The sequence below is a fragment of the Neisseria sp. HMSC15G01 genome (assembly GCF_001808255.1).
Classification (GTDB): domain Bacteria; phylum Pseudomonadota; class Gammaproteobacteria; order Burkholderiales; family Neisseriaceae; genus Neisseria; species Neisseria subflava_A.
Genome location: NZ_KV792697.1, coordinates 214,769 through 234,746, shown reverse-complemented (window position 1 = coordinate 234,746; position 19,978 = coordinate 214,769). Strand labels below are relative to the sequence as shown.

The 19,978-nt window shown below is 48.8% G+C and carries 18 protein-coding genes; 5 read left to right on the top strand and 13 right to left on the bottom strand.

Annotated features, from left to right (window positions below; genetic code table 11):
- Positions 1-217: 217 nt before the first annotated feature.
- Complete coding sequence (locus HMPREF3139_RS10135; RefSeq protein WP_070461951.1) at positions 218-592, bottom strand: Mth938-like domain-containing protein; 375 nt, start codon at positions 590-592, stop codon at positions 218-220.
- Positions 593-798: 206 nt separating this feature from the next.
- On the opposite strand from HMPREF3139_RS10135, the gene HMPREF3139_RS10130 reads away from it, so the two are divergent.
- The 3 genes from HMPREF3139_RS10130 to HMPREF3139_RS10120 all read left to right on the top strand — a co-directional run bounded on the left by HMPREF3139_RS10130 (position 799) and on the right by HMPREF3139_RS10120 (position 3,173).
- Positions 799-2,106, top strand: coding sequence for a homoserine dehydrogenase (locus HMPREF3139_RS10130; RefSeq protein WP_070461931.1), 1,308 nt, complete (start codon positions 799-801; stop codon positions 2,104-2,106).
- Positions 2,099-2,533, top strand: coding sequence for a hypothetical protein (locus tag HMPREF3139_RS10125; protein ID WP_070461930.1), 435 nt, complete (start codon positions 2,099-2,101; stop codon positions 2,531-2,533). The genes HMPREF3139_RS10130 and HMPREF3139_RS10125 overlap by 8 nt, the downstream gene beginning before the upstream one ends.
- 145 nt (positions 2,534-2,678) lie before the next feature.
- Complete coding sequence (locus HMPREF3139_RS10120) at positions 2,679-3,173, top strand: hypothetical protein (protein ID WP_070461949.1); 495 nt, start codon at positions 2,679-2,681, stop codon at positions 3,171-3,173.
- Between the two features lie 46 nt (positions 3,174-3,219).
- On the opposite strand, the gene HMPREF3139_RS10115 is transcribed toward HMPREF3139_RS10120, so the two are convergent.
- A complete protein-coding gene (locus HMPREF3139_RS10115) occupies positions 3,220-3,936 on the bottom strand; it encodes an S-methyl-5'-thioinosine phosphorylase (RefSeq protein WP_070461927.1) in 717 nt (238 codons plus the stop codon).
- Positions 3,937-4,002: 66 nt separating this feature from the next.
- Positions 4,003-5,073: an AI-2E family transporter gene (locus tag HMPREF3139_RS10110; RefSeq protein WP_070461926.1), complete on the bottom strand. Its 1,071-nt coding sequence runs from the start codon at positions 5,071-5,073 to the stop codon at positions 4,003-4,005.
- A gap of 204 nt (positions 5,074-5,277) precedes the next feature.
- Here HMPREF3139_RS10110 and purM point away from each other — a divergent pair, with 204 nt between their 5' ends.
- Positions 5,278-6,312, top strand: coding sequence for a phosphoribosylformylglycinamidine cyclo-ligase (purM, locus tag HMPREF3139_RS10105; RefSeq protein WP_070461924.1), 1,035 nt, complete (start codon positions 5,278-5,280; stop codon positions 6,310-6,312).
- A 74-nt stretch (positions 6,313-6,386) separates the two neighbouring features.
- Here purM and HMPREF3139_RS10100 read toward each other — a convergent pair whose 3' ends face one another.
- The 10 genes from HMPREF3139_RS10100 to recO all read right to left on the bottom strand — a co-directional run bounded on the left by HMPREF3139_RS10100 (position 6,387) and on the right by recO (position 18,381).
- Positions 6,387-7,598, bottom strand: a complete 1,212-nt coding sequence (locus tag HMPREF3139_RS10100; RefSeq protein ID WP_070461921.1) for an acetate kinase — start codon at positions 7,596-7,598, stop codon at positions 6,387-6,389.
- A gap of 214 nt (positions 7,599-7,812) precedes the next feature.
- Entirely contained in the window at positions 7,813-8,982 is a 1,170-nt protein-coding gene (prpF, locus tag HMPREF3139_RS10095) for a 2-methylaconitate cis-trans isomerase PrpF (RefSeq protein WP_070461918.1), read from the bottom strand.
- Between the two features lie 117 nt (positions 8,983-9,099).
- Positions 9,100-11,706: a Fe/S-dependent 2-methylisocitrate dehydratase AcnD gene (acnD, locus tag HMPREF3139_RS10090; protein WP_063067867.1), complete on the bottom strand. Its 2,607-nt coding sequence runs from the start codon at positions 11,704-11,706 to the stop codon at positions 9,100-9,102.
- A 400-nt stretch (positions 11,707-12,106) separates the two neighbouring features.
- Positions 12,107-13,261, bottom strand: coding sequence for a bifunctional 2-methylcitrate synthase/citrate synthase (gene prpC / locus HMPREF3139_RS10085; protein ID WP_070461916.1), 1,155 nt, complete (start codon positions 13,259-13,261; stop codon positions 12,107-12,109).
- Between the two features lie 84 nt (positions 13,262-13,345).
- The gene (gene prpB / locus HMPREF3139_RS10080; RefSeq protein ID WP_002233567.1) at positions 13,346-14,221 is read right to left on the bottom strand and encodes a methylisocitrate lyase; all 876 of its coding nucleotides are present in this window, start codon (positions 14,219-14,221) and stop codon (positions 13,346-13,348) included.
- A 765-nt stretch (positions 14,222-14,986) separates the two neighbouring features.
- Positions 14,987-15,409 carry a hypothetical protein gene (locus tag HMPREF3139_RS10075; RefSeq protein ID WP_070461914.1) on the bottom strand — a complete coding sequence of 141 codons (423 nt, stop codon included), beginning with the start codon at positions 15,407-15,409 and terminating at the stop codon, positions 14,987-14,989.
- A gap of 1 nt (position 15,410) precedes the next feature.
- The gene (locus HMPREF3139_RS10070) at positions 15,411-16,214 is read right to left on the bottom strand and encodes an NUDIX domain-containing protein (RefSeq protein ID WP_234396203.1); all 804 of its coding nucleotides are present in this window, start codon (positions 16,212-16,214) and stop codon (positions 15,411-15,413) included.
- Positions 16,215-16,367: 153 nt separating this feature from the next.
- The gene (acpS, locus tag HMPREF3139_RS10065) at positions 16,368-16,745 is read right to left on the bottom strand and encodes a holo-ACP synthase (RefSeq protein WP_003686416.1); all 378 of its coding nucleotides are present in this window, start codon (positions 16,743-16,745) and stop codon (positions 16,368-16,370) included.
- A 94-nt stretch (positions 16,746-16,839) separates the two neighbouring features.
- Complete coding sequence (gene pdxJ / locus HMPREF3139_RS10060) at positions 16,840-17,568, bottom strand: pyridoxine 5'-phosphate synthase (RefSeq protein WP_070461911.1); 729 nt, start codon at positions 17,566-17,568, stop codon at positions 16,840-16,842.
- Positions 17,569-17,637: 69 nt separating this feature from the next.
- Positions 17,638-18,381 (bottom strand): DNA repair protein RecO, encoded by a 744-nt coding sequence (gene recO, locus HMPREF3139_RS10055; protein WP_070461909.1) that lies wholly within the window; start codon positions 18,379-18,381, stop codon positions 17,638-17,640.
- Positions 18,382-18,521: 140 nt separating this feature from the next.
- Here recO and HMPREF3139_RS10050 point away from each other — a divergent pair, with 140 nt between their 5' ends.
- Complete coding sequence (locus tag HMPREF3139_RS10050; RefSeq protein ID WP_070461906.1) at positions 18,522-19,958, top strand: patatin-like phospholipase family protein; 1,437 nt, start codon at positions 18,522-18,524, stop codon at positions 19,956-19,958.
- The last annotated feature ends 20 nt before the right edge of the window (positions 19,959-19,978 follow it).

The following is a 19,978-nucleotide window of genomic DNA, read 5'->3' as shown; positions in this document are numbered from 1 at the left end:
TAAATGTCTTGGTGGGAATTTAGGGGATTTGGGGGGATTTTGCAAAGGTCTCAGGCCGTCTGAAAATTTCAGACGGTCTTTTTGCTTTCGAATTCTGTAAGTAATTGTACAATTGAGAGAAATAGAAACTAGAAGACTAAATTATTACTTTATAAATTTAACATAATATAAATTATGCGAATTTGTACTAGTATGATGCAAAAGTCTTTTCTACAAATTATGGCCACAACCAAGCCCATGTGCTTCGGCCTTCGCCTTGCAGTAAAACTAAAGTTCGGCAAGTGGAGGCTGTGTTCATGCATTCAAAGCCGATTCCGTAGGCTGATAAGGCTGCAGCAATTTTGGGATGCAGGAATTTTTGTTTTTCTCCTGTACCGATAATAATGACTTCTGGACGGTTTTCTGCTGTTTCAATTGCTGATATAAAAATTTGTTCGTTTAATTCTTCGATGGTTGTTTGAGGAATGATGCTCACTTTGCCATCTTGCCAGCAAATGGGTTTTGAGTATGTTTGTTCACCGATTTGCAATATGCCTTGTGAGGATGAAAAAAATGATGCGGTTTCATCGATATGGTTTTCTGTGATTTTCATGGCAATTCCTGTTTTTATGGTAGAACGATTTTTCAGACGGCCTTGGGAAACTTGCAAAAAAAGGTGCAAAATCAAGCAATATCAGGTAGGATTCAACGTTTAACCTTGTGCATTGATGCTTTGCTCTGAATTTACGATTGCAAGCGATTATAACAAGCCTTGGTTTTTCGTGATTATTTTAAAGTATCGGCTCAAAAGGAGACACAATGAAGCCAGTAAATATCGGTCTTTTAGGTTTGGGTACAGTCGGTGGCGGTACGGCCACTGTATTGCAGGACAACGCTGCGGAAATCAGCCGCCGCTTGGGACGTGAAGTCCGTATTTCTGCTGTTTGTGATTTGAGCGAAGAAAAAGCCAAACAAATTTGCCCGAATGCTGCTTTTATCAAAGATCCGTTTGAGCTGGTTCAACAGCAAGATGTTGATGTTGTTGTGGAATTGTTTGGCGGTACCGGTATTGCTAAAGATGCGGTATTGAAAGCGATTGAAAACGGCAAACACATTGTTACTGCCAATAAAAAACTGTTGGCTGAATACGGCAATGAAATTTTCCCTTTGGCGGAAGAAAAAAATGTCATGGTACAGTTTGAAGCTGCTGTTGCCGGCGGTATCCCTATTATCAAGGCTTTGCGTGAAGGTTTGGCTGCGAATCAAATCCGCAGTATTGCCGGTATTATTAATGGTACCAGCAACTTCATCCTTACTGAGATGCGTGAAAAAGGCAGCGCGTTTGCAGACGTCTTAAAAGAAGCTCAGGCTTTGGGCTATGCAGAAGCTGACCCTACTTTTGATATCGAAGGTCATGATGCCGGCCATAAAATTACGATTATGAGCGCATTGGCATTCGGTACGCCGATGAACTTTTCTGCCTGCTATTTGGAAGGCATCAGCAAACTTGACAGCCGCGATATCAAATACGCTGAAGAACTTGGCTATCGTATCAAGTTGTTGGGTATTACCCGTAAAACCGACAAAGGCATCGAGTTGCGCGTACACCCTACTCTGATTCCTGAAAGCCGTCTGCTGGCTAACGTTAACGGCGTGATGAATGCTGTCCGCGTCAATGCCGATATGGTTGGTGAAACCTTGTATTATGGTGCAGGCGCCGGTGCATTGCCAACGGCTTCTGCCGTGGTTGCCGATATCATTGATATTGCCCGCCTGATTGAAGCTGAGACTGACCATCGTGTCCCTCACTTGGCATTCCAACCTTCGCAAGTTCAAGCGCAAAATATTCTGCCTATGGATGAAATCACCAGCAGCTACTATTTGCGCGTTCAAGCAACTGACGAACCGGGCACTTTGGGTCAAATTGCCGCACTCTTGGCCAAAGAAAATGTTTCTATCGAGGCTCTGATTCAAAAAGGTGTGATTAATCAAAGTACTGCCGAAATTGTGATTCTGACCCATACCACAGTGGAACACAACGTCAAACGTGCTATCGCAGCGATTGAAGCACTGAGTTGCGTGGATGCTCCGATCACCATGATCCGCATGGAAAGCCTGCATGACTGAGCAACAAACGGAAAGGCCGTCTGAAGAGCAACTGGCAGCCAGAAAAAAAGCCAAGGCAAAAATCCGCACCATCCGCATTTGGGCATGGATTATTTTGTCTTTGCTGGCTCTGACCGCCCTGCTCTCACAATGCGCCATGAACAAGCCGCAGATGAAACAAAATGTGGTGGAGTCTTGCGTGAAAAACATTCCTTTTGCTGAAAAATGGCAAGCTGATTTGAAAGCAAAAGGTTTGGATGCGCAAAACGAGAAATTGGCTCAAGACTATTGTGTCTGCATGTGGGATCAGCCTTTAAGCAAACTCTCTGACGAGCAAATCCGAAACTTCGGTAAAATCAGCCCTATGGAGCAACTCAAGCTCTTGGGTGGCGCGGAAGCTTTTGAGGCACGCGATAAGCAGTGCGTGGCTGATTTAAAGGCTGAGTAAACCAAAATATCGGTTTAAGCCAAAGCTACAAGGCCGTCTGAACAACAGACGGCCTTTCTTATATTGATAAATAGTAATAAGAATTGATTTCATTATATTTTAAGTTTAAGATAGCTTGGTTAATTGCTTTTCTATGGTTGTTGCCATGCGTTACCACTTTCCTATTGCCATTGATATTTATGATTTTTTGTATACCGGCCGGTTTGACTATCTGGAAATCGGACAATCGGCAGAGTCTATTTTGCAGATGTTTCCTGCGCCTGATTGCGTCCCTAAAGGCTTGTTGGTACAAAAAGGCTGGAATATTTGGCTTTATGGCGATATTGAACTGCATTTCTCCGATAATCGGCTGACACAGATTCGTGCTGATTTTCAGCCTAATACTGCATTAAGCGGCGGCCGTTGGGTAAAGTTAAATCTGTGGTTTTTTGCAAATGGCTGCCTTGATGTATATGCCGTCATTCAACGCTTGGTACAACGCAATATCGATTTTATTAAAACGGAAACGCATACCAATTTGATTTTACAGCTGCAAAGCGGGGTTGAATTGATTTTTGAAAAATGTCGGGGTATGCAACTTGCCTCGTTCCGCAAACAAAAAGCCTCCCTGCCCCATTGGGCGCGTGAAACGGCTTCCTAAATAAAACAATGCCGTCTGAAAACATTATTTCAGACGGCATTATCAGTTACAAACCATTCAATAATTGTCGGATTTTCGTCATCGCAATAGAAGTCTGTTCATTACAGCCCTCAGTCCCTACTCCGCTATCAAAGCAATCAATGCTGCTGACGCTGCAAAAGTGGGTATAGGCCATTTTCAACTCCCTGGCCAAAACGGCTTCAGGCATACCGGTCATACCGAGTACATCTACCCCGTCACGGCGATAACGGGCGATTTCAGCGCGGGTTGGACGGCGCGGGCCTTGCAGGCAGCCATAAACAGCGGAATCGTAAATCGGCACATTGTGCGCTTTCGTGATATTCAATAATTCTTGTCGCAATTCATCGCAATAAGGGTTGAAAAAATCGGTATGGACGACAGGGCATTCTTGGCCTTCAAAAAAAGTATCTTTGCGGCCATAGGTATAGTCGATCAAATCGTCCGGCAACACTAAACTGCCATTTTCAAAATCGGGGTTGATACCGACGACTGAAGAAATGGCAATAATGTTTTCAACGCCTAAAGAATGTAACGCCCAAATATTGGCGCGGTAGTTGATTTCATGCGGCGCGATGGTATGGCTGAAGCCGTGTCGGGCAAGAAAAACAATATCCAAGCGCCCCAACCTGCCGAACAAAATAGGGCTGCTGGTTAAGCCGTATGGAGTGCGTATGATTTTTCGTTCGGTAATTTCGAGTTCTGGCAGTTTGGTCAAACCGCTGCCGCCGATAATGGCTAACATATAGACTTCCTTTGTTATCAATGGCCGTCTGAAACTTGGATTTCAGACGGCCTTAATATTATCGATTTATTTATGTTTGTAGAAATGGCTGCCGAAATAGACAGATGCACCTTCACGTAGTAAAACCAGCGTCACGGCGGCAAGCGGCAAGCCGGCAAGCATACCGACAAAACCCATCAGTTGTCCGAAAGCCATCAACGAGAAAATCACCCAGAAAGGCGACAAACCAATGCGGTCGCCGACGATTTTAGGCGTAATGAAAAAGCTTTCCAAGAATTGTCCGACACCGAATACAGCCCAGACCATCAATAAGCCCTGCCATGAGCCATATTGCAAAAGCGCGGCGATTGTCGCCAGCAAAAGGCCGGTAAATGCACCCAAATACGGAATAAATACCAAAATACCGGCAATCATACCGATGGCAAAGCCGGAATCCAAACCGACCAGCATCAAGCCCAATCCATAAACCAAGCCCATAATCATCATAACCATCAGCTGTCCGCGCAGAAATTCGCCCAAGATTTCGTCCATATTGCTGCTGATACGCGTGTAGGTCTCGATAAAACGGCGTGGAACCAATTTGCTGATTCCGGAAGACCAACGTTTCCAGTCCAACAAAAAGTAATACAACAGCAAAGGCAGCAACACCAAATTGCTGACGCCGCTGATTACGTTGCCGCTCTGGCGCATCAAGGTAGGAATCCATGCTTTGAGCGTATTGCTCAACTCATCCGTATGCGACTGCAACCATGCGATGATTGATTCTTGATCAATTTGAATATAATCCCCGCTGACGCTGTTGAGCCACGGCAGCAATTTGTTTTGAACAAAGCCTACGATTTGCGGCAGGCGTTCGGCCAGATTATTAAACTGATTTAACAGCATAGGTATAATAATCAGCATCAACGCCAGTAATATCAGCAAAGCAAGCGCCATAATAATCATAGAGGCCGGTGCACGGCGGATACGCTTCAATTGCAGCCATTCGACCAAGGGATTCAAAACATAGGCTAAAACGGCGGCCACAATAAACGGCGTCAAAACATTGCCTAAGGCATATAAAAGCCAAATAAAGGCCGCGATAACGCAAGCCATAATAATCCACGGTTTTACACTGCGCGCTTTCTTTTGATACATAAAAAGGTATTTCCCAATTGATGTTTAAGGTTTTCAAAATCAATAAGCAGTATAACAGATTCGCAAAGGCCGTCTGAAAGCGCGACGGCTATTAAGATAAAATAAAAATTGTTGACAATAATGCCAAAAAAATTCAGCCTGAACCCTCCAATTTAAGATAAAATACGCTCCGACAATCTACCCATACCCGAATAAGGAAATCCAATGAGCACTTCTTTGAGCTATCGTGACGCAGGCGTGGATATCGACGCAGGCGATCAACTGGTCGAAAACATCAAACCTTTTGCCAAGCGTACTATGCGCCCTGAAGTGTTGGGTGATTTGGGCGGTTTCGGCGCTTTGGTCGAAATCGGCAAAAAATATAAAAATCCGGTATTGGTTTCCGGTACGGACGGCGTCGGCACCAAGCTGAAACTGGCTTTCGACTGGGATAAACACGATACCGTCGGCATCGATTTGGTTGCCATGAGTGTCAACGATATTTTGGTTCAAGGTGCAGAACCTTTGTTCTTCTTGGACTATTTCGCTTGCGGCAAGCTGGATGTTGCCCGCGCGACTGATGTGATTAAAGGTATTGCCCAAGGTTGCGAAGAATCCGGTTGCGCTTTGATTGGCGGTGAAACTGCCGAAATGCCGGGCATGTATCCCGAAGGCGAATACGACTTGGCCGGTTTTGCCGTCGGCGTGGTTGAAAAAGAACGCGTCATCAACGGCCGCAGCATTCAGGCCGGAGACGTTGTTTTGGGTTTGGCTTCCAACGGCGCACACTCCAACGGCTACTCTTTGGTACGCAAAATCATCGAGCGCGACGATCCCGATTTGGATGCGGAATTCGACAACGGCAAAACCTTGCGCGAAGCCATCATCGCCCCTACCCGCCTGTATGTGAAACCTATCCTTGCCGCTTTGGAAAAATTCACCATTAAAGGCATGGCCCATATTACCGGCGGCGGCATTACCGAAAACGTACCTCGCGTTTTGCCTGAAAATACCGTTGCACAAATCGATGCCAAAGCGTGGGAATTGCCTAAACTGTTCCAATGGCTGCAAAAAGCAGGCAATGTGGAAACCCAAGAAATGTACCGTACCTTCAACTGCGGTATCGGTATGGTCGTTATCATTGCTAAAGAAGATGCCGACGCGGTACAAGCATTCTTGAGCAAACAAGGCGAAACCGTTTACCGCTTGGGCGCAGTTCGTGAGCGCAACGGCGATGAACATCAAACCCAAGTGGCTTGATTGAGATGTAATTAAAAAAGTGCGGATGATGAATCCGCACTTTTTATTGTTTATGGTCTAGGAAAATCTTCGCCCTAGCCTACTTCTTCCAAAAAGCCAGCCAACTGCGCCGTATCGTGGGCAATCATCAGCTCTTCATTGGTTGGAACAACCAAAACAGCCGGCATAGAACCTGTCGGGCTGATGATACCGGAGTTGCCGTAGCGTTTGTCCATATTGGCTTTGGTGTCGATGTGCAGACCTAAGAAATCCAAGTAGGAAACAGTTTTAGCGCGGATATTACGCGAGTTTTCGCCGATACCGCCGGTAAACACGAGTGCGTCAACGCCGCCACAAGCCACAGCCATCGAAGCAATGTATTTGGCAAGGCGGTAAGTCATGACTTCCAAAGCCAAGCGTGCGCCTTCATGGCCTTCATCCGCAGCAATTTCCAAAGAACGGCAGTCGTTGGAGAGTTCGGAAATACCGAGCAAACCTGATTTTTTGTTCAGCATTTCATCAACTTGGGCAACATCCAAACCGGCATGTGAAGTCAGATAGCTGTATACGCCCGGGTCGATGTCGCCGCAGCGTGTACCCATTACCAAACCTTCAATCGGCGTGAAGCCCATACTGGTATCAACGGATTTGCCGTTTTTGATGGCGGTAATGGATGCGCCGTTGCCTAAGTGGGCAATAATCATGCGGATGTCTTCCAACGGTTTACCCAAGATGCGTGCGGCTTCAGGGGCAACGTAACGCATACTGGTACCGTGGAAACCGTAGCGGCGGAAAGCGTATTTTTTACGCAATTCGCGCGGAACGGCATAAGTGTAGGCACGCTCTGGCATGGTTTGGTGGAACGAGGTATCCATCACGCCGACATTGGGCAGACCCGGGAAATGCTCTTGTGCGGCCAAAATGCCGTTGATATTGGCAGGATTGTGCAACGGAGCGAGCGGAATGCAGGCATTGAGTTCGTCCATTACTGCTTGGTCGATCAAAACAGACTCGCTGTATTTTTCGCCGCCGTGGGCGATGCGGTGGCCGATGGCTTTAATGCGGTCGTGTAGGCCGTGTTTTTCAAGCTCTTTCAACAGCATACCTACCGCACCGGCATGATCGTTACGGCCGGTCAAGGCTGTTTGGCATTTTTTGCCGTCTTTGCTGAACGTAATGACTGCTTCGGGCGTACCCAAACGTTCGCCGAGACAGCTTAAGAGAACTTTACCGTTTTTACGGTCGATAACGGCACCTTTGAGTGAAGAGCTGCCGCAGTTCAGAACAAGAATGAGTTGGTTGGACATGGTGTTTCTCCTTTGAATTTTTGATTGTTTTTTTGGCTTCAGGCCGTCTGAAAAGAGCAAAAACATTTGAGAGCTTTTCAGATTGCCTTTGGTTTGATGTTTAAGTCAGGCTTCATGCCCAACCCTAATCTCCATTGCAGGTATCGCTACCTGACTAAAATCTGCTTATTTGGTTTTCAGACGGCCTTGTTTAATGCTGCGGCCGTCTGAAAACTTAAAAGCAATCTTCCGGCACTCGGACTTGTCCTTCCATAATCACGCGTGCGCTACGGCTCATGACCGCTTTGGTGGCCGTCCATTGTCCGTCCTGACATTCGGCGGCGGCACCGACACGCAGTGTGCCTGACGGATGGCCGAAGCGGACTTCTTTACGCGCTCCGCCTCCGGCTGCAAGGTTGACCAGCGTACCGGGCACGGCGGCGGCGGTAGCGATGGCAACTGAAGCGGTGCCCATCATGGCGTGGTGCAATTTGCCCATGCTCAGTGCGCGTACCAATAAGTCGATGTCGGCTGCTTTGACGGTTTTGCCGCTTGAAGCGGTGTAATCGGCCGCCGGAGCAACAAAAGCGACTTTCGGAGTATGGGCTCGAGTGGCAGCTTCGGATACGTCGCTGATTAAACTCATTTTCAGCGCACCATACGCGCGGATGGTTTCAAATTTTTCCAGAGCCGCGGCATCGTTGTTGATGTCGTCTTGCAACTCTTTGCCTGTGTAGCCCAAATCTGTGGCATTCAAGAAAATGGTTGGAATACCTGCATTGATAAGCGTGGCTTTCAGACGGCCTATATTCGGTACATCAATTTCATCGACCAAATTGCCGGTTGGGAACATACTGCCTTCGCCGTCGGCTGGATCTAAAAATTCGATTTGTACTTCGGCTGCCGGAAAAGTTACACCGTCAAGCTCAAAATCGCCTGTTTCCAAAACTGCGCCGTTTTGCATCGGCACATGGGCAATAATGGTTTTGCCAATGTTTTTCTGCCAGATTTTGACGGTACACAGGCCGTCTGAAGGGATTTTGGGTTTATCGACCAAGCCTTGCTCGATGGCAAATGCGCCCACGGCGGCGGTCAAATTACCGCAGTTACCGCTCCAATCGACAAAAGGTTTGTCGATGGAAACTTGTCCGAACAAATAATCGACATCATGATCGTCTCGTTCGGATTTGTCCAAAATCACGGCTTTGCTGGTGGACGAACTGGCATTGCCCAAACCGTCAATCTGTTTGCCGTAAGGGTCGGGGCTGCCGAGTACGCGCAAGAGGATTTTGTCGCGTGCCTCGCCTGCTTCCTGCGCTGCGGCCGGCAGATCGGTACGTTTGAAGAAAATGCCTTTAGATGTACCGCCGCGGTAGTAAACGGCTGGAATTTTAATTTGCGGCATTTCGAGTTCTCCTTTGTATTTCTAGTATGGTTTTTTCAGACGGCCTCTTAAACATTCGAGGCCGTCTGAAAACCTTTTTGAGCGTAGCCCGGGCATTTTGACGATACCCGATTTACCTTACGCTGCATTTCCTTCTAAAAAGTCTTGTGCGAAACGTTGCAACACGCCACCGGCTTCATATACCAACACTTCTTCTGCGGTATCGAGGCGGCAGGTCACCGGAACTTCGACGGTTTCGCCGTTTTTACGGTGAATCACGAGGGTCAGGTCGCAACGCGGTGTGCGTTCGCCGACAACGTCGTAGGTTTCCGTACCGTCCAGTTGCAGGGTATGGCGGTTGGTACCCGGTTTGAACTGCAACGGCAACACGCCCATACCGATCAAGTTGGTGCGGTGGATACGCTCAAAGCCTTCGGCAACAATCGCTTCCACACCGGCGAGGCGTACGCCTTTTGCAGCCCAGTCGCGGCTTGAGCCTTGACCGTAGTCCGCGCCGGCAATGATGATGAGCGGCTGTTTGCGGTTCATATAGGTTTCGATGGCTTCCCACATACGCATGGTTTGGCCTTCGGGTTCAACGCGTGCCAGCGAACCTTGGCGTACGCTGCCATCTTCGTTTCTTACCATTTCGTTAAACAGTTTCGGATTGGCGAAGGTTGCGCGTTGGGCGGTCAAGTGGTCGCCGCGGTGGGTTGCGTAAGAGTTGAAGTCTTCTTCAGGCAAACCCATTTTCGCCAAATATTCGCCTGCGGCACTGCTGGCCAAAATCGCATTGGATGGCGAGAGGTGGTCGGTGGTGATGTTGTCGGGCAAAATCGCCAGCGGACGCATACCGCTCAATGTGCGTTCCCCTGCCAGTGCGCCTTCCCAGTAAGGTGGGCGGCGGATATAGGTGGACATTGGACGCCAGTCGTACAGCGGGCTTGGTGCTTTTTGTGCTGTGCCGGTGTCAAACATCGGGATATAAACGTCGCGGAATTGTTGAGGTTTCACATATTCGGCAACGATGGCATCGATTTCTTCATCGGTCGGCCAGATATCTTTCAGGCGGATTTCGCGGCCGTCTGCAACGCCGAGTACATCGTTTTCAATATCAAAACGGATGCTGCCTGCCAGCGCGTAGGCAACGACCAACGGAGGCGAAGCGAGGAAAGCCTGTTTCGCATACGGATGGATGCGGCCGTCGAAGTTGCGGTTGCCTGACAATACGGCGGTAGCGTACAAATCGCGGTCGATGATTTCTTTTTGGATTTTCGGATCCAGCGCGCCGCTCATGCCGTTACAGGTGGTACATGCGAAGGCAACGATACCGAAGCCGAGTTTTTCCATTTCAGGCAGTAGGCCTGCTTCTTTCAAATAGATTTCGGCTACTTTTGAACCCGGGGCAAACGAAGATTTCACCCAAGGTTTGCGTTGCAAGCCGAGGCGGTTTGCATTGCGTGCCAACAACGCGGCGGCAACAACGTTGCGCGGATTGGAAGTATTGGTACAGGAAGTAATCGCGGCAATAATCACTGCACCGTCAGGCATTTGGCCGTCTGAAGGCTCTTCGTAAGGTTTTGCCAAGCCTTTGCTGGCCAAATCAGCGGTCGCAAAACGGGCATGCGGGTTACTTGGGCCTGCCATGTTGCGTGTTACGCTACTCAAATCAAATTTCAATACGCGAGGATAAACGGCGGTTTTCAAGGCATCTGCCCACAAGCCTGCGGTTTTGGCGTAGGTTTCCACCAATTTCACTTGCGCGTCATTGCGGCCGGTCAGTTTCAAATAATCAATGGTTTGCTCATCAATAGCGAACATCGCAGCAGTCGCTCCGAACTCAGGGGTCATATTGGAAATGGTGGCACGGTCGCCGATAGACAGGCTTCTTGCGCCCTCACCGAAAAATTCGACAAATGCGCCAACCACGCGCTCTTTACGCAAAAATTCGGTCAGTGCCAACACGATGTCGGTGGCAGTAATGCCCGGCTGGCGTTTGCCGGTCAGCTCAACACCGACAATATCAGGCAGACGCATCATGGAGGCACGGCCCAACATCACGGTTTCGGCTTCCAAACCGCCCACGCCTACGGAAATCACGCCCAATGAATCGACGTGCGGCGTATGTGAGTCTGTACCGACACAGGTATCAGGGAATGCCACGCCGTTTTTGACTTGGACAACCGGCGACATTTTTTCCAAGTTGATTTGGTGCATAATGCCGTTGCCCGCCGGAATCACGTCCACATTTTCAAATGCGGTTTTTGTCCAGTTGATGAAGTGGAAACGGTCTTCGTTACGTCTGTCTTCGATTTCGCGGTTTTTGCGGAAGGCATCAGGATCGTAACCGCCGCATTCAACGGCCAGAGAGTGGTCGACGATGAGCTGGGTTTGCACCACAGGATTCACTTTGGAAGGATCGCCGCCTTTTTCGGCAATCGCATCGCGCAGGCCCGCCAAATCCACCAACGCTGTCTGACCCAGAATATCGTGACACACCACGCGCGCTGGATACCAAGGAAAGTCGATTTCCTGTTTTCCCTCAATCAGCTGGCCCAGCCAGCTTTGCAGCGTAGGCAGGTCGACTTTGTCTGCGCGGTTGACCAAGTTCTCAGCCAAGATACGGCTTGTATAAGGCAGCTTGTCGTAAGAGCCTGGTTTGATGTCTTCACACGCCTGACGCGCGTCGTAATATTCCAAATCCGTACCGGGTAAAGCTTTGCGGTAACGTTGGTTGGCAGTCATGTCGGTTCTCCTAAATCTATTATTTTTTTGGTTTTGGGTTTCAGACGGCCTGTTGATTCGGACCTTAAGACCGTCTGAAACCATAAATTCTGTTTTATTGCTTGTTGTCTGAAATCTATTCGCGGTATGAAAAAAAATTGCTGCTCCGCTACCATCATTCCCGTATAGACGGAAATCCAAACTTAAATCTTTCAGCACTCTTTACAGCAGAACATTTCAACTTTTGAATTTCTGCCTGTATGGGAATGACGACAGCAGAGCAGCATGTTTTCCAAACGGCCGGCTCTCTCTCTCGCATACTGCACTAGGCCGTCGAAAAACGAAAACATCATTTATTCATTGTTTTCAAACGGCATTTCGAGATAGGGCGGGCAGGCGGTCCACCCTGATGTTACGCGTATTAGCGGTTTTCAATCTCCACGAATGCCAAATCTTCGGGGCCTGTGTAGTTTGCGCTTGGACGGATGATTTTGCCGTCTTTGCGTTGCTCGAGAACGTGTGCCGCCCAGCCGGTTGTACGGGAAATTACGAACAGCGGTGTGAACATAGCGGTCGGTACGCCCAATTTTTGGTAGGAAACGGCAGAGAACCAGTCCAGATTCGGGAACATTTTTTTCTCTTCCCACATCACGCTCTCCAAGCGTTCGGCAATGTCAAAGAGGCGCATATCGCCGGTTTCTTTGCTCAAACCGCGTGCCACTTCTTTAATGACAACGTTGCGAGGGTCGGAAATGGTGTACACCGGATGGCCGAAACCGATCACGATTTCTTTGCGGCCGATGCGTTCGCGGATGTCTGCTTCGGCTTCGTCGGCATTGCGGTAGCGTTTTTGAATATCGTAAGCCACCTCGTTTGCACCGCCGTGTTTCGGACCTTTCAACGCGCCGATTGCACCGGTAATGCTGGAGTACATATCAGAGCCTGTACCGGCAATCACGCGGGCGGTAAAGGTAGAAGCATTGAACTCGTGTTCTGCATACAGAATCAGTGAAACGTGCATGGCTTTGATGTGTGATTCGCTTGGGCGTTTGCCGTGCAACAGGTGCAGGAAATGACCGCCGATGGTCTCTTCGTCGCTTTCAACTTCAATGCGTTTACCGTTGTGCGAATATTGATACCAGTACAGCAGGATGCTGCCGAGGCTGGCGATCAGTTTGTCGGCGATATCGCGCGCTTCACTTTCCGGATGGCTTTCACGTTCAGGATGAACGCAGCCCAGCATGGATACGCCGGTACGCATCACGTCCATCGGATGGGTATGTGCAGGCAGGCTTTCCAAAACTTTGATCACACGGATAGGCAGGCCGCGCATGGATTTGAGCTTGGCTTTATAAGCGGCCAGCTCGAATTTGTTGGGCAGATGACCGTGAATCAGCAGGTGGGCGACTTCTTCAAACTCGCATTTTTGTGCCAAATCCAAGATATCGTAACCGCGATAGCTCAAATCGTTGCCGGTACGGCCAACGGTACACAATTCGGTATTACCGGCCGCAACTCCAGAAAGCGCAACGGATTTTTTAGGTTTGAAAGTCGGGGTTTGAGTAGTTTCAGTCATGGTATTTCTCCTTTGTATTTTTATGGGTTTTATTTTTCAGACGGCCGATGCGGATTTGTTGAAAGGCCGTCTGAAAGCAGTTACTTATTTTTGAAACAATTTATCCAGTTTTTGCTCGAAGGCATGATAATTCAGATGCTCGTACAGCTCGGCACGGGTTTGCATAGTGTCAACCACTGCGGCCTGAGTGCCATCACGCATAATCGCTTCATAAACATTCAGAGCGGCTTTGCTTGCTGCGCGGAACGATGACAGCGGATACAGCACCAGTGACACGCCGTTTTCAGCCAGCTCGCTTTGGGTATAAAGCGGAGTGGAACCAAACTCAGTAATGTTGGCCAATACAGGTACTTTCACTGCATCTGCAAATTGGCGGTACATTTTCAAATCGGTCATGGCTTCAGGGAAAATCATGTCCGCACCGGCTTCGACACAAGCCTGAGCTCGTTCGATAGCGGCATCCAAACCTTCTACCGCCAGCGCATCGGTACGCGCCATAATCACAAAGTTCTCATCAACGCGGGCATCGACGGCAGCTTTGATACGGTCGACCATTTCATCTTTAGATACAATGGCTTTGTTCGGACGGTGGCCGCAGCGTTTCTGCGCTACCTGATCTTCGATGTGAACCGCTGCAACACCAGCGCGTTCAAAGTTGCGAATGGTACGGGCAATATTGAATGCACCACCCCAACCCACATCGATGTCCACCAGCAAAGGCGTATCCACGTTGTCCGTAATGCGTCGTGCGTCAATCAGCACATCTTCCATTGTGGTAATGCCCAAATCAGGGATACCGCAAGAGCAAGCTGCAACGCCGCCGCCAGACAGGTAGATGGCTTTGAAACCGCTTTGGGTGGCCAATCGTGCAAAGTAAGCATTGACGCAACCGACGACGGCTAGTGGATTCGATTCTTTCACGGCTTGACGGAAACGCGCTCCGGCAGAGTGTTGACTCATCATATTTCTCCTTTATAGACTTTTTTCAGTATTAATCGGACGGCTCGGTTTTTTCACAACTTGAAACAAACCGTTTAAAAAGAAACAATCGTTCTAAAAACTGTTTTCAGACGGCCTGTAAAATTTCAATCATCAACCATCTAAAAAATTTAAAATCAATAAATACAAATAGTTATCAAAACCAATAAATACAATAAGGCTGAAGCTAAGGTGTGCGTTTTTTAATTTTTATTAATCAAAATATGAATTCGATTGGAGATACAGATATTTTAAAACCCGAAGCGTTCGTAGGAATGCGGAAACTGGATTCGGGTTGAGAGCCTTCAGACCGTCGGGACTGCCAATAAGCTGGCGGCGACGGGAGCGGCAGAGACGGGAGAAAATCTATAACAAGAGAGAGTGGTTTGATACAGATTCATGATGATGTTCCTTTGTAGTGCGATGTAGTTTTTATTTATGGAAACAAATTTAAAAAATAAAACCGGTCTTGTCAAACACTTTTTTCAAAAAAATTATAAAAAATTCAGTTATTAATAAACGATTTTTTTGCAACAAATGTAAAAAACGGACAGGCTGTACCACATCAAATCCTTATGTGGCCTAGCTTCTGTCCGTTTTGTACTTTTGACTGATAGTCAGAATGATTGTAAACAATCTATCTAAAAATAATTTATAATTGATTCATTTATAAAGAACTTTTAAATATGCCGCCTGAAAAAATTAAAATTTTTGCCTTTAAATTTTCAGACGGCCTTTGCCTGATGACTACTCTGCACTAAATGCCGTCTGAAAAGTCTGTTTGCCAATGGTAATGTCGACAGTGTAATCATGGCGGCCTTCGACGCAAAACGGCAAGCGGACTTGCACAGCCTGCCAACTTTGCGGCGATTGTTGCGTCAGGTTGTAGCGATTGAAGCCCATGTCCATGTTTTTCATACTGAAACTGATACTGACAGCGCCCGTATTCTTCGGCACATTCTCAACCACAATATCGAATGGCTCGTGTATATTGATGGAGGTCGCACGCACTTTTGAACCGTCAGGCAGGACGCAGCCTTGTGTCAGACTACATTCGACTACATTCGCTTTTGACTGTTTCCGCTGCCACCAATCCAGGAGCAGCAGTTTGGCCGCCGCAAACACAATCAGTAAAACAGCGGCAATCAGTAGTTTTTGATTTTTACTCATTTCAGACGGCCTCAATGTCATTATCGGTCAAAACAGCATGCACACCCATGCTCTGCCACTGTTCGCGATAAATGGAAACCATACTTTCTGGAGTAGCCGCAATCAACGGCATAGCCACGCCTTGCGCCAAAATATCGACAACTTGCTTGGCTGCCGCTTCATTTGCTACTTTCCATACGACAGCATCGGCATTTTGCACCTGCTGCCATTGTTCGGCGTTTTCAATGACTGGCCACACGCTGGGCGCTTCTATCGGCTTGCCTTGTTGCCAATCGGCAAAATCCAGCAATACGGCAGAGGCGGTTTGATGCTGAGCCGATAGATATGGCACAACATGATATTCGCCCATGCTGTTTCGACCGCTCAAGTCGCTTTTCAGACGGCCTTGAAGCTGGCGCGGAATAGATAGGGAGCGTAATAATGCGCTATTGGCAGGCAACATCGGCGCAACGGTAAAATCCCCTGCCTTTTGCCATGCCCATTTCTGCCCTTCCCTCGATTGGATTTCACCTGCCCATTGGTCGGCTTCCACCCATAAAAAATGCAGGCGTACATGTGCGTGTTCGTAGGAATGGACTTTCGTCAGCCACGGCGTAGCGGCAAGGATACGGATGCCGAGTTCTTCTTCAAACTCGCGTTGCAAGGCTTGAAAATCGCTTTCGCCTGCCTCAACCTTGCCTCCGGCAAATTCCCAATAGCCGGCATACGGTTTGCCCTCTGGGCGGGAACTGAGCAGGTAGCAGCCGTTTTGGTCGAGCAAAATTCCGGCAACCACTTGTACCAATGGACGTGTGTCTTCAGTCATCATGAGATTATTCTTATATACGGCAGGCAGTGACACCTGCCGATTTATGCGTAAAAAAACGATGTCGGGCCTATACGCCCGACCTTCAACAAATACCTAACCCTTCAGGCCGTCTGAAAAGGATGCTCTATTTCAGAATACTTGAATCCTGCCTTATTTTTCCGCAATGACAAAAGCCATGACGGTATCTTCTTCATCGCTCATACTGAGATGGCAGCTTCGGATACCCTGTTCCTCCAGCCATTTAGTCAAAGCCGGTGCAAAAAACAATTCAGGTTTGCCCAATGCGTCATGTCCGACACCAATGTTGCGGAAAGACACCACGCCGCGTATGCCCGTACCGACGGCTTTGGCAAAAGCCTCTTTGGCAGCAAAGCGTTTGGCAAGATAGTTGACCGGTTTGCCTGCCTGCGGAAATTCCAACAGCTCTTCCGGGCTGAGAATGCGTTGCGCAAATGCCAGTCCGAATTTTTTGTTCAGGCGGATAATGCGTTTGAGGGAAACAATGTCTGTACCGATTCCGTAAATCATGGGTCTGCTCCTTGTTTAAATAGTCAGGCCGTCTGAAAGTGTGAATACCGGCCAAAGCAAATCGACTTAGCCGGTATAGCTGATACTGATGCCGTTAAGGCAGCATTCTGGCTCTGAACATGACTTCCTTCATTTGGCGGACTGCTTCTGGCAGGCCGAGGAAGAGTGCTTGGGAAATCAGCGAATGGCCGATGTTCAACTCGCGGATGGCGAGGATTTGAGCAATCGGCGTAACATTGTGAATGGTCAGGCCGTGTCCGGCATTGACGACCAAACCCAAATCGCTGGCGTAATGCGCGCCGTTTTGAATGCGCTCGAATTGTTTCATTTGCTCGGCATGGCTGTGCGCATCGGCATATGCGCCGGTGTGCAATTCAATAACGGGGGCACCGACATCATAAGCGGCTTGGATTTGCGCGTTGTCGGCATCGATAAACAAGGACACGCGGATGCCTGCGTCGGTCAGGATTTTGGTGAATTTGGCCACTTTATCCTGTTGCGCCAATACATCCAAACCGCCTTCAGTGGTCACTTCTTGACGTTTTTCAGGCACGAGGCACACATCTTCAGGCATGACGTTGAGCGCGTTTTCCAACATTTCTTCCGTCAGCGCCATTTCCAAATTCAGGCGCGTGCGGATGGCGTTTTTAACGGCGAACACGTCCGCATCTTTAATATGGCGGCGGTCTTCACGCAAGTGCATGGTAATTAAATCTGCGCCATGGGTTTCCGCAATCAGCGCCGCTTCGACAGGGCTGGGATAAATCGTACCGCGCGCATTGCGGACGGTGGCAATATGGTCGATGTTTACGCCTAACAACATAATAATGTCCTTTCATTAAGGTTTCAGACGGCCTGAGTCATTACCTATCAAAGGCCGTCTGAAAAAAATTCAACTGCCCAAGCCAAACTGCTGCAACTGCTGCAAAACCTGCCGAGACTTGATGCCCTCAGGCAGAAGGTTGTCAATCAAAAGCCGCGTTACTTTCAAAGCCTGCCCCAGACTTTCCTGATGAACGAAACTGCCTTCCCTCAAATCGATTAAAGTCGCGCCCAATACGGCAACGCCTTTATTGAGCGCATGGAAACGGTCGGCCTCTGCCAAGGGCACCACGGCCTCTTCCGGTGTAAGCCAATAAGTTTCTTCGCCGTTGATTTCATTGTCGTTGCCGTCATGGAACAAATCGGGGGCAAAGCCCAAACGTGTCAGCAGCGACCATTCAAAACGGCGCAAAGCGGCAATATGGTTGGCCTCGCAACAAATGGTTTTCATGGTTTCCGCCAAAACATCGTAAAGCTCGGGTAACGGATCTTCGCGGACGGTCAACTTCAGCATCAACTCGTTCACATACAATCCGCTGAACAAAGCCCTGCCCTGCGGCTGAGGCCACCCGCCTATCCATTCGGCGCGATGCAGGGTCTTCAACTCTTGCGAACCATACCAAGACGCGCTCACCGGCACAAACGGCACCAACACGCCGCGCAATTCGCTCTGACGTTTACGCGCACTTCTTGCCAACAAAGCCACCCGTCCATAACGGCGGCTGAAAGCCTCCACCCACAAGCTGCTCTCGCGCCACGGGGCGGAAGCAAGCAGAAAGATAGGTTCGTGGTTGATGCGGTTTGGTTGCGCCATAAAGGTTTGGAAAGATAAAGATTGTGTCGATTATAACGGAAAATCGATGCAAAAAGGCCGTCTGAAAGTCTACCTTCTATAAAGGCCGTCTGAAAACCTTTATAATCCGTTTTGAATGAATAACCGACCTTCCTGTGTTTATGCCGAAATTCCCTTTTAAATCCACCCTTTCCCTGCTCTCCGCAGCCCTATTATCCGCCTGCTCGCTGGTGAAATATCAGCCTCTTGCTGGCATTGATACGGTCGACCTGCAACGTGGCTACCGCTTTGAAACCAGCCAGCTTCAGCGCAACAACGAAGACGATACGCTTATTGTATTGATGTTCTCCGGCGGCGGTACGCGCGCGTCAGCCTTAGGTTATGGCGTGTTGGAGCAGCTTCATAAGCAACAGATTACCATCGGCGGCAAAAAACAATCTTTGATGTCGAATGTCGATGTGGTGGTCGGCGTATCCGGCGGCTCGGTTTTGGCAGCTTATTTTGCACTCAAGGGCGAAGAAACCATTCCTTTGTTTTATAAACGTTTCCTACACCAAAACTTCCAACGCCAAGTCGTCAAACAGGCATTCTCCATGTCCAATCTGCCCCGACTGGCCTCGCCTGAATATAGACGCGGCGATCTGTTGCAGGAGCAGTTTGAAAACTACCTTTTCGGCAAAACCACTTTCCGCGATTTGGAAAAAAATGCCAAGGGCCCGTTTGCAATCATTTCCGCCACCGATATGGGCATAGGCGAGCGTTTCAATTTCACGCAGGAATATTTCGACCCGATGTGTATCGACTTGGGCGACTTGCGACTTGCCCGCGCCGTTGCTGCGTCAAGCTCCGTGCCTATGGTGTTCGCACCGATTACGCTCAATAACAACGGCGGCCATTGCCAATACACGCCGCCGCTGCAACTTGTCTCCGACAGCGAAGCCGGTAAAAGACAGCTGCAAACCCGAAAAGAATTTTTTGAGCGTTTCCAAAAATACAGCAACAGCAAAAACCGCCCCTACATCCACCTGATAGACGGCGGCCTGACCGACAATCTGGGCATGCGCAGCCTTTTGGATATGACGGAAATGTATCCGGAAAAAATTCTGACGCATAAAATCAAACAAAACAAAATCCGCCATATTGTCGTCATCAACGTCAATGCCCAAAACGAAGTCAGCAGCAATTTGGATAAAAGCGCGGCCGTACCCGGCTTCCGCGATGTTGTTTCCGCCATCGTGAATATCCCGATCGACCAACATTCGCAAGAGTCTTTGCGCCGCTTCAGGGCCTTTGTCGATCAATGGAACAAAGACAAGCAGAATGAAAACATCTATTTCTCTTTCGTCAGCCTGAATCTCAAAGACCTTCCGCCATCCCGGCTGAGGGACAAGGTATTGAATATCCCGACCAGTTTCTATCTGCCGCCGGAAGACGTGGACAACCTGCGCACCGCCGCCGCCGAGCTGATGAAACAGTCGCTGGACTATCGCAACCTGCTGGCAGAATTCGGAGCGCACCCCAATCCAGACACCATCTTCGCAGCCCCGCCTCCGGATGCACAAGAGTTCAAACCATTGAACGAAAAGAAAAAGCAGTAGTAAACTGTTCCATTAAAGTG